The 10,826-nt window shown below is 40.8% G+C and carries 7 protein-coding genes, 2 pseudogenes and 1 other annotated feature; of the genes and pseudogenes, 8 read left to right on the top strand and 1 reads right to left on the bottom strand.

Annotation, left to right across the window (positions count from 1 at the left end):
* Together ACT3QN_RS13455 and ACT3QN_RS13450 are read left to right on the top strand one after the other, a co-directional pair.
* Positions 1 to 1,028, top strand: a 1,028-nt coding sequence (locus ACT3QN_RS13455; protein ID WP_201617313.1) for a PD-(D/E)XK nuclease family protein, incomplete at its 5' end; no start/stop codon positions are given.
* Positions 1,029 to 1,071: 43 nt separating this feature from the next.
* Complete coding sequence (locus ACT3QN_RS13450) at positions 1,072 to 1,713, top strand: hypothetical protein (protein ID WP_313492494.1); 642 nt, start codon at positions 1,072 to 1,074, stop codon at positions 1,711 to 1,713.
* A 42-nt stretch (positions 1,714 to 1,755) separates the two neighbouring features.
* Here ACT3QN_RS13450 and ACT3QN_RS13445 read toward each other — a convergent pair whose 3' ends face one another.
* Positions 1,756 to 2,076, bottom strand: coding sequence for a hypothetical protein (locus tag ACT3QN_RS13445; protein ID WP_240990508.1), 321 nt, complete (start codon positions 2,074 to 2,076; stop codon positions 1,756 to 1,758).
* 250 nt (positions 2,077 to 2,326) lie between these two features.
* On the opposite strand from ACT3QN_RS13445, the gene ACT3QN_RS13440 reads away from it, so the two are divergent.
* From ACT3QN_RS13440 to ACT3QN_RS13415, 6 genes and pseudogenes are all read left to right on the top strand, one after another.
* Positions 2,327 to 2,545 (top strand): helix-turn-helix domain-containing protein, encoded by a 219-nt coding sequence (locus tag ACT3QN_RS13440; RefSeq protein ID WP_313492493.1) that lies wholly within the window; start codon positions 2,327 to 2,329, stop codon positions 2,543 to 2,545.
* A 255-nt stretch (positions 2,546 to 2,800) separates the two neighbouring features.
* Positions 2,801 to 3,364 (top strand): hypothetical protein, encoded by a 564-nt coding sequence (locus ACT3QN_RS13435; RefSeq protein WP_444529291.1) that lies wholly within the window; start codon positions 2,801 to 2,803, stop codon positions 3,362 to 3,364.
* A complete protein-coding gene (locus ACT3QN_RS13430; protein ID WP_313492491.1) occupies positions 3,357 to 5,666 on the top strand; it encodes a hypothetical protein in 2,310 nt (769 codons plus the stop codon). Before ACT3QN_RS13435 ends, ACT3QN_RS13430 begins: the two co-directional genes overlap by 8 nt.
* Positions 5,659 to 8,811: a tyrosine-type recombinase/integrase gene (locus tag ACT3QN_RS13425; RefSeq protein WP_444529290.1), complete on the top strand. Its 3,153-nt coding sequence runs from the start codon at positions 5,659 to 5,661 to the stop codon at positions 8,809 to 8,811. Before ACT3QN_RS13430 ends, ACT3QN_RS13425 begins: the two co-directional genes overlap by 8 nt.
* Before the next feature lie 203 nt (positions 8,812 to 9,014).
* Positions 9,015 to 10,081, top strand: a pseudogene (locus ACT3QN_RS13420) (IS3 family transposase); the annotation flags it as partial.
* Positions 9,290 to 9,406: a sequence feature (AL1L pseudoknot), on the top strand. It overlaps the preceding pseudogene by 117 nt.
* Before the next feature lie 94 nt (positions 10,082 to 10,175).
* A pseudogene (locus ACT3QN_RS13415) lies at positions 10,176 to 10,826 on the top strand (transposase); the annotation flags it as partial.

Here is a 10,826-nt window from a genome sequence, read left to right as displayed (position 1 = left end):
GAATGACCACACCTAACTTATTTAAATTTGCCACCTCTGAATTATCACAAGACGCTTTTATCTGTTGGCTTCTTTCTTGGGCAGACCAAGACTATCAGACAGGAAACGATAAGCATAGAGCGCTAAACAGATTAGCAACCAGTGTATTGGCGTTATTCTTTAAAAAAGCGGGTAACTCGCTACCGAGTCGTATTGATAAAATAGTAGTGAAGCGTCAAGCGAATAACATTGATGTCCTTTGTATCATAAACGACACTTACTGCGTATTAATTGAAGATAAAGTAGGCAGTTTGCAGCATTCAGATCAATTGATTCGATACAAGCAGTTTATGCTCAATGGACACGCTCAAACCTTTACAGAGGATAAAATCATTCCTATTTATTTACAAACGCATGATCAAAGCAACTACAAAGCTGTGTTAAAGGACGGCTTTTATCCAGTAACTAGACGAGATTTATTAGACCTCTTTAATAGTGAACGAAATGCGGCACTGCAAGAGAGTGATATATATAGCGATTATCATAACCATCTGCAGTCTATTGAAGAAGCGGTGCAAAGCTTTAAGTCAAAACCTGTTAACGAATGGAAAAAACGGGCTTGGATTGGCTTTTTTCAACATTTGCAGTCTTACCTAGGAGAAGGCAATTGGGGTTATGTTGCTAATCCTTCGGGCGGCTTTATGGGCTTTTGGGGTCTGGGTCATAGAGTAGAGAATAATATAGATATTTACTTGCAAATCGAGCAAGAGAAAATCTGCTTTAAAATGTCTGTTCCTGATAAGGAAAGACGAAGTAAGATTAGGAATGAGTTCTATAAACTATTTAAGATAGAAGCTTCTGATTTTGATTTAAAAGTGACTAAGCCAAAGCGCTTTGGTTCAGGTAGGCATATGACCTTTGCTGTATTAGACACAGATATATTTGATGGTAAAAGTTCGATAGATCTGCAACAGGTAGATAGGCTAATGAATGAAGTACAAAAATTCATTAACCATACCGTAAATCAGTATAAAAATAAAAACGAGTGATACTTTTAGTGTCATAACATTTAGAGTAACAAAAGGTCTAATCATGAAATATCAGCTCGACAACTCAAAAATAGATAGTGTTCCGTGTGTCGCCTTATACCGACCAGATAAAGACCATTATTCGCCATCTATTATCGCCTGTTTTATGATCAATGACGGTTGGAATGAGCAGGCACTACTAGAGCTAAGAGAGAAAGCAGAGGCTGATATTTTAGTAGGCTTACAGACAGATAACAATGAGTATGAACGCTTAGATATTGTAGAAGGCATTATTAGATGCCAGCCTAATGAAGTAAATGATGTCGTTGAACTGCTAGATGTAAGGTCCGCAAGTACTATTATCGGTATAGATGTAGCAGACGTTATAAGCTTGTTTGAGTGTGGTTATTCGTTTCAGTTTGTTCAAGCGAGCTCTACAGGCGAGCATGAATTCGATATGATAAAGATAGCCACACACAAGCTGATTGATCTACTTGCAAAAGCTCATGATACTAAAGGAATATTTGTTGGCATGCAGAGTCCGCAAAGCTTACCACTGGAATCCATGGCTTATGTAACAGAAGCTGTTGAAGAGTTGTTGTCTGGTGACGATACCTTTATATACTATAGTTCAAATAGTACTGATGAGCCTAAATTTTTTCGTTTGAATGGAATTTATGCTGAAGAAAAACAAAGCCACACGTAATAAACGTATGGCTTTGGCTGCTACTATCGATTGAAGCTGGTTCTATTTGCTAATAGAATTACCGCGCCACATAGCATGCTCACATACTGCACAAAACCAACTCTCTTTTGCCCGCATATAGGCGATATCAGCGGGCACTTCAATATGACAGGCGCTTCCGCAATATTCGCAGCACACATCATCTAAGCAAGCGTAGCATTGGCTTACGGTTTCAAATAATACATGCGCACTAATGCTATATTTTTGACAAAGCAGATGGACATAATCAACATAACTCATTTTATGGTTATAGGCCCAATAGTCTTCACAGACCCGTTTGTCCCAAGCGTTTTGTGTCATGCTCCATTCAATGCTGATACCCACAACGTGCTCCTTTTTAATGACCTGATACCTACGATTAGCATTCCCTTTTTATAGTAATGATATCTATTGAACCAGTCACACCTATCATAATTAGCCAGCTATTGAGCAGCAAGATAGGTATATGACATAATAAAGCGTTAGTCAGCATAAAATAGTTTTTGACGGAAACTTAGTTATTGCCAACGAGTATTATTCTAGCAGAAAAGTAGTCACTGGCAAGTATTTTTTACTTACCAATAAGGATTTTATTGTGATTTCTTGTAATCTCCCTGTGCTTCTAGCAGAAAGACGACTACGGGTTGCCGATCTAGTAAGGATGACAGACATTAGTAAATCAACACTTCATAGGATTTATAACGATGAGACGACTCGTATAGAGTTCGATACACTAAGCAAATTGTGTGAAATACTAGAGGTAACACCATGTGACATACTTAAATACGTGCCTGATGAAAACAGTAAAAGTTAGGTTTTATAAGTAATGCAGCTGAATATGTATATTCACTCTAAACTCTAAAAAATAACGATATCATTACCTGATAAAAAACAATCGTAGCTCTCATAAAGTAATGGCATCGCTATTATTTTTGAGAGCTCTTTTTAATGACTTTGCACTCATTTACAGCCAATATATTTTTTAATAAATATAATTAAATCATCCACTTGTATAATGTTATGTTATAACGTACTATTAATGAAATGATAATTTTTAGAGCAGTTTATCGTGAAAAATAAGACTCTTCGCTCGACTCAAAAGCTGTTAGTTCTGAACTCAAAAAATCTAACCGTTCATCCTGATGCCAGAACTGCTTTTATGGTTTGGCAGCAGCATAGATTGCCTCTGCGTCGACCACAGCTGGCAGGCTTAGATGATTATTATCGACCAGCATTGCGGTTATGTATGCTTGATAGAGACAGTTATCAGTTCTTCAATAACTTTGCACGAATCGATGAGGTAATGAGGTTCGAAGATAGCTGGCGTCAGCCTTGTCTGATTGCGCTTGAAAGTCGTCATGATATTAAGCGGCTGGCGTGGTGCGAGGTTCTCAGTCTATCTAGGTTTACTGGCGTGAATCATCCGGCTTTGTTTCAAGCCATATATAAAAATGCATCAAAGCAGCTTATCTGTGAGCTGATGGGCGTGCCCCGATTAACCGTTAGTAATTACTGTCATTTTGCAGGTATCAGTCAAAGTAGCTATGAATATCAGCAGTGTAAGGTAGCATGTGATGAGACTTTATTAGGTCTACCTAAAAACATGAACTGGATGAATGGTAGACATGGCTGATACTAAACTGTTCGATGATGTGACTGATAAACGAGTATTGAATAAGCTCATTCCTATAGGCTCGCCACATTATGTGCAAATGCAAGCATTGGTTATTGATATTATCGGTCTGGTGCCAGACGCTGAGATTGATCTACTGTGTTCGGCGCCACGTGCTAATGCTAGTTTTAGGGGCATCGATTGTACTGAAGTGATCCAGCAGATTATCGGGCAAGGTAGAACGGGAGAGTGGGCGGTTACATATATGCTGCTTATATTTTATCAAGCGTATGGTGCGTTTGATAGCGGTAGTGATGCTTGGCGGTTTATGAGCGGCTACCTCAAAATCATGTTTATGATTGCAGCTAGGCAAGATAAGCATTTTGCTAAAATTGATAAACTAGGCGTTCGTATTCGTATGGCATTAAGGCCTGCTGATCCACAGCGCGATATCCTCAACGAGTTAATTAGAATTCATGATCAGTGCGATAACCTATCCTCATGCTTATCTTCTATCAGAAAGTATGAGATAAGCGTCAAACAAGAAGAGGCAACGGGTAAAGCTGCTAATCAGTATCTTGCCAGTAAAGTTGGTCAAATCAGGCTGGCTTATGAGGTAGTCATAAACAATAAAGCTTTTATCGGTAAAACTTATGATAAGAGCGCCAAACGTTTAAAAAAAGCTCAAAGTGCTGTTAATACTACGACGGTTATTGATGGTGAGCCGTTACAGAAAAAATTGTTTAGTACGAAACAATCACGCAAGTCAACTAACGTGGCAACTGCTGAGAATATTGCCGATGATAACACACCGCCACTGCTGGACAATAATTTTAAACCCATCAAACAAATCGCCAAATCCTCTGAGCTACAGCAATGGAAGCTTAAAAGCAGCTATCAGCATGCCAGCCGCAATCAGTTTCATTTCCCAACTAATCATCGCCAGCTGAGTATCACTGGCTACCAGATGCTATTTTCGACGCTATGGCAACGCTTTATGAGTGCACAAATGGAAAGTAGAACGGGTTATGCCGTCTTACTACTGTCACTGTTAAGCGGTCTTAGTATTGACAATATAATTGATGATTGGCAGCGCGGTCGCAGTCAGCGTCAGTATTTTGTTTATGACCGTACCCGTAAAGTCAGTAGTATTGCTATCACGCTTGATGTGACCACCAATACCAGAAGCCATTTGCTTGCTCACAGGCAAAGCTATGGTAGCGTATTCAAGCGAGCACTACCTGAAGCGCTACAGATCATGTTAGAGGACAAAGTCGCTGTTTCACTTGATGACGTCAAACTAGCTATCAACGAGGTTAAGAATCAGCTCAACCTAGCAGCTTTGAGTGCTCAATATATCGAGTCTGGATTGTTTGTAGTGGTTAAAAATGGCCTTAGTAAGCCACTACATGCTGACATCCTCACAGGCGTTGATGTAAGGCACAGCTCGCCGCTGTATTACACCAGCATCAAAACTGCTGATCTAGAGCAAACCTATATAAAAGCAGTAGCACTGCTAAGCGCATACTGTGATGACGAGAAAAAGGCGTCATTGGTAGATGAGTGCAGCGTGTCCATGAATGGTCATAAAAGCCATGTTGGCAGCGATATGGTGCTTGAAACCTCTACGTGCCAGCAGTTCTTTGAACAGTTGGCTATGAGCGCTGAGAGCTATAATGGCAAGCTAAAATCGCACATGGATCGCTATATTGCGCAGTTCAATAGTTATAGCATTTGGCTATGGCATATTGTTATGATCCAAACCGGTATTCGTCCGGTTAAACATGCGCCAGGATTACTCAATCAGCTTGATTTTAAACGTCGTCTACTATGGGTATCTGATAAAGAAGAGCGTCACGGTCAGTCTGACGGCAGGCTCATTCCGTTAAGTCAGTTTTTAGCCGCTGCTATACAAAACTACATTGATTATATTAAGCAATTTGCCGCTATCTATAATCCAATTTGCCCCGAAACACCTTATCCCCTTGATGCTATTCTGCAATCAGAGCAATCGCTTATTCAAATTTACCAAAAAAATCCAAAAGGCTTTATCGGTATCACGCCAAGCCGCGTTCGATATGAGCTACAAGACTTTTTTAGTCATCAGGATAATTGGCTGCGTCATCAGCTGCGATCCATGCTCACAGGACGTGTGTCTGATTATCTAATTTGTACGCTTTACGGTCATGAGCATCCCGATCAAGAATTTACGCACCCCATGTCATCAAGCTCTATTAATCAATTGCACCAGCTCAGCCCTCATCTAGATGCGATTGCCAATGATCTTTGCCTAAAACAAATTGAGGTTCGCTTATATGGATAACATTAGTGCTCACAAACTGCGGCAGCTCAACAGAGATGGCGCTAAAAAAAGCATTAAACGCGCAGCTAAAGTGCTGATTGCAGACTATGTTAATCAAAATCCTATGCAATCACCTTGTGAGCTGCAGCATCATTATAAGGCGATTAACGAGCGATTAGAAAAGGAGTTTGATACTGCGCAAAACTTTCAATTAGCGCGGCGCGGATTTTTAGAATTTGTTCGTGATTATAATAAAGCCCATCAGCTATACCTCAATGAGCCTGTGGTGCCGATACTGGCAACTCGTGAGCGCCTGACTACTAACTATGACTGGTTTGTGAATGGAAGCGCTGTAGCAGATAGCAGTGCAACTATGATAGATATCTGGCAACGTAAACGGCGATTCTCAATCAACGATTTAGTTGAGGGTCTGATTTATTGCAGCATCATGTATGGCGGTGTTAATGATATTGACATATTAAGAGCGCTATATGATTGGCTGTTTAGTGAGCGCCGTGCTTATCAGATTAGTCTGCCAGCAACTGATGGTAAAAATAAAGCAGAGCAATTAGCCGTAATACCGCTTAGCGTGCCTGATGACAACTATGGCTGCGCATTAGATGGTAGTGACGACTTACAGCGCTTTATCGACTACGTACCCGATGATATGAGTTTGTGTTTTTTATATGCGCTAAAAGATAAGGACTTGAGTAAGGCAAAAATAAAGACATTTAACATCATCATTAATGATATCTCAAAAAAACTGAAACTCACCAATAAAGATATTGAGCGTCCGCAGCACTCAATCCTCATTAAATACGCCAACTATTATTGGCGGCAGATGGAAGGTAGCTTAATTGATGGGGCACTTTCTATTGTTAGACAAGGCGATCTTAAAACGACTGGACTGCCGACTGATAAGCTGATTCGCTATAACCAAGAAGCGATCAATACAAACCATGAGCCGCTTACGTGGTCTGAGCTATTTGATACCAGTTATCAGGTGGTAGACAAATCACAGGACAAGCGAGATGCTATAGCTTATCCAAGTTTTAGCAAAAACTTAATTAAAGAAGTGCAAGATACGCTCAAACTCACCAGAAGTGCTGCTACTTCTACTATCACAACATTAAAGACAGATGCTAGCCAGCCTAACGCGCAACGCTTACTTAGCTGGGCGTTATCGCTACTGGATGATCATAGCATTAGATTAAATACCATCAGTAAATATATCGGCTGCATTGGTCGCGATTGGTTGATGCTGACTATGGATGAGAATATTGGTCAGTGGGAAGGCGACGACTTTGAGGATATCTATGAGCAGATTATTCAAAGTAAAATTAAAGATGGTCGTAAGACGTCTATGTTATGTAAGTCATCGGAGTTTGAAGATGATACGTCTAGTGATATAGATGATGATAAAAATGCTACTGGCCAACCGATATCTTATCTTGATCGTTTAAAAGACAGTCAGAAATTTACTTATGGACGTCTAAAAGCCTTTCACGATCATCAACGTACTCACTTTGATGCACCTTACGTATACTTCCCTTGGGGTAACAACCGACAAGTGGTTAAAGCCGAAATGGTGTCACCACATGTATATCGCGCAATGAAAAGATACATCCAATCATCGAAGTTAGAAGTTGAGCAAAAGCAACTTTGTTTGATTGTTTTAGCGCTTGTTTATCGCACTGGTATGCGAATTAACGAAATAATAGGTATTAAAGTTACCGAAATTGCTGATATCGGTAATCTTAATGGACAGATGATTGAATACCCTAAAATTATTCTCAAACCTAACCGCTATCGCAGACTAAAGAGTTCCAGCGCCAAAAGAGTGATACCGATAGACAGTCTACTAAAAGCAGATGAGCTAAAGCAATTCATTGCGCATTATCATCACCAGTACAGGTTAAAGCGACGATACTTGTTTTCACAAGGCTCAGGCGACCAGCCATTGCCGTCTGTATTTTTTAGTAATATGATGAAAATAATATGGGATAGACTGCTGCTTACCCATGACTTTACCTTTCACAGCTTACGGCATACGGCACTTAGTCAGCTGACATTGGTGTTGAGTAGCTCGCCACTGGCTCAGGTGATGACAGACTATGATAAAAAGCATAGCGACAATATCATTAAGGCAATACTTGGTAATAATAAAGAGCAGGGCATTTGGTTTGGGCTGGCTAGTCTTGCAGGGCATCTAACGCCAGATACTACGTTTGAGCATTATATTCATACCGCGCATCTGCTGGCAGGTTGGCAGATGAGTCAAGCTAAAATTAGTATGCCTATAACTGTATTTGAGATGCTGACAGGTATTGGTTATCAAACGATAAATAGACAAGATGGCATGGCGTATGATGCAAGCACTAAACAGGTTCGTCTTGATAAGATGCGTGGTTATTTAATCAATAAGGTTGCTGGTAAAAGACCATTATTTATTGATAGTGATACATTGAACAATGAAGCTTGCCAGCAAGCCCCACAGTCAAAACCAGAAGAAGTACGACAGTCTATATTTATTCATCCAAAAATATACGATGTAATTGCGCTATTAGAGGAACTACAGACAGTAAATGTTGATAAACGAGCAGGGCAGTTACCAGAGGTCGCGCTTCGGCATGGTATTCCTATCCATGAAGGTAGACAGATTTACGATAGAGCCAGTCAGTTTACTGATGATAGGTTGCTTTTGAGTGCTCCAGCGGGACATAAAAACCAAGAGGTTCTAGTTAAAGCACTTGATCGTGCGTATCAGATGTCAATTGATGAGCCTGCTAGACTGAAGTCGTTTGTGGAAATATTTGCAGATAAACACAATTTAAATACTTCATCAATTCATTTCGGTATTAAAGAGACCCAGCTTAAAATGCTACAGCAGTTCGTGACAGTAGGTTGTCAACTGATCGATATCAGTCATTGGCAGATTAGGGCACACAGCGAGCAAGCAGCACGAGATGTTAAAAAAGATCTAGGACTTGACAGCTCAATACGTATCGGTGCTCGTGAGAGTTTTCATGGTTATGAAGTACGAGTGGTACAGAAGAAGCACAAGCTATCTGATAAAAACATGGCTATGACAGATGATTATTATGCTTCGTCGGGGGTGTTGAAGTATGTTGGTCACATTTTAATGATATTGGTTAGACAAGAATAGACTTAAAGAGGTATTTTATATACGTGTCAAAAATATCATAAATCATAATATAGGCTTTTGTCAGTTTTGTCAGTTTTGTCAGTTCGGTTTGAGGTAATATATGAAAAAAGTGTATATCTATATATAGTTAATCCATTATAAAACTGGAACAGCCCGTATTGAACCGGATTGTCGGAGACCCAATATTCTGAGAGAATACGACAATGAAAACACGACACTACAATCCCGAGGTTAAAGAACGCAGCGTTCGCATGCTGATTGAAGCGGCAGGCGACTATCCTTCCATCTGGTCAGCTATTCAAGCCATTGCCCCTAAGATTGGCTGCACACCTGAAACCCAGCGGTCATGGCGTAAAAAACACATCGATCAAACTATTCCTGCCTCAGTACAAGCCCAAAGCCAAGAGCAACGTATTAAAGAACTTGAACGCGAGAATAGATAGCTCAAGCAAGTCAATAAGATTATAAGGAAGGCTGCTGCTTTTTTCGCCCAGGCGGAGCTCGGCCGTCCACCAAAATAATGACTCAGTTTGTTGATGATAACAAACATCTTTATGGGGTCGAGTTAATCTGTAGAGTATTACCGATTAATTCATCAACCCATTATCGCGCTAAAGAATTAAGCAACAACCCTCACAAGCGCTCATTACGCAGTCAAAATGACGACTTCTACATCAGTGAAATCAAACGCATCTGGCAGGACAGCAAATACCGTTATGGTGTTCACAAATTTTGGCAACAGATGAAGGCTTATGGCATTCATGTGGCTCATTGCACCGTAGAGAGATTAATGAAGCGGCATAGCATGCAGGGAGTTTGGCGTGGTAAAGGTAAGATTACTACCAACAGCCATGATGATCAGCGGCGGGCGAATGATTTAGTCAATCGTAACTTTAATGCCCATCGTCCCAATCAGTTATAGGTGGCTGACTTTACGTATATCAAGACATTGAGCGGCTGGGTGTATACCGCTTTTATTATTGATGTGTTTGCTCGCGCTATTGTGGGCTGAAAATTCTCTAGTCGTATGAACACTGATATGGTAATGGCAGTGCTCAATCAAGCAATAACAGATAGAAACAATCCCAAAGACGTGATTCATTACAGTGATCGAGGGGTTTAGTGCTTATCCATTCGCTATACATATAAGATGAAGGACTCTGGTGCTATCGCCTCGGTGGGCACGACTGGCGATTCATACGACAATGCATTGGCTGAAACAGTCAATGGGCTTTATAAGTCTGAGGTAATTGACTATTTCGAAGCGGACTAGACTGGCGTTAATGATGTTGAATTAGCTACGCTTGAGGGAGTTTCCCAAACTTTGTGTAACTGCTTATAATCCACTAACAGGAGAATAAGCAATGACGACTCAATCTGACATTAAAAAACTGGCTGAGCAAATGGCTGGTAGCATGAACAGCTTCGATGACATCAAAGACTTTCAGAAGCAACTCATGCAATCCTTTATCGACACTGCCTTAGAGGCTGAGATGGAAGATCATCTCGGCTACCCCAAGCATGAGAAAGCAGATAAACCAAACAAGCGCAATGGGCACACTAAAAAAAGAGTCCGCAGTGACACAGGCGATCTTGAGATCTCCACCCCAAGAGACCGTGATAGCAGCTTTGAACCTGCACTAGTGCGTAAGCATCAAACTCGCATTACTGGTCTTGATGATAAAATCATATTTCACTACAGGCATAGCCTTACGTCTTGCGCTTCGGGCAAGTGTCTCCCAGACACTTGCTGATCCTCGCTCATACGCCAAAGGTCAAACCACTACCGAGATTGTAGAGAGCATCAAAGAGCTCTACGATGTAGATATCTCAAGTACATTGGTTTCAAGAGTCACCGATAATATCTTAGACGACATCACCGCTTGGCAGAACCGACCATTGAGCAGCGTCTATCCTATCGTCTATCTAGACTGCATTGTCGTCAAAGTACGTCAAGATAAGCAGATTATCAACAAGGCTATCTATCTGGCGCTAGGCGTGGGACTCGACGGCAG

Origin of the sequence: Psychrobacter sp. AOP7-C1-14 (assembly GCF_052376135.1) — a bacterium.
Lineage (GTDB): Bacteria > Pseudomonadota > Gammaproteobacteria > Pseudomonadales > Moraxellaceae > Psychrobacter.
The sequence above is the reverse complement of the archived record's forward strand: the minus strand, read 5'-3'. Positions and strand labels throughout refer to the sequence as shown.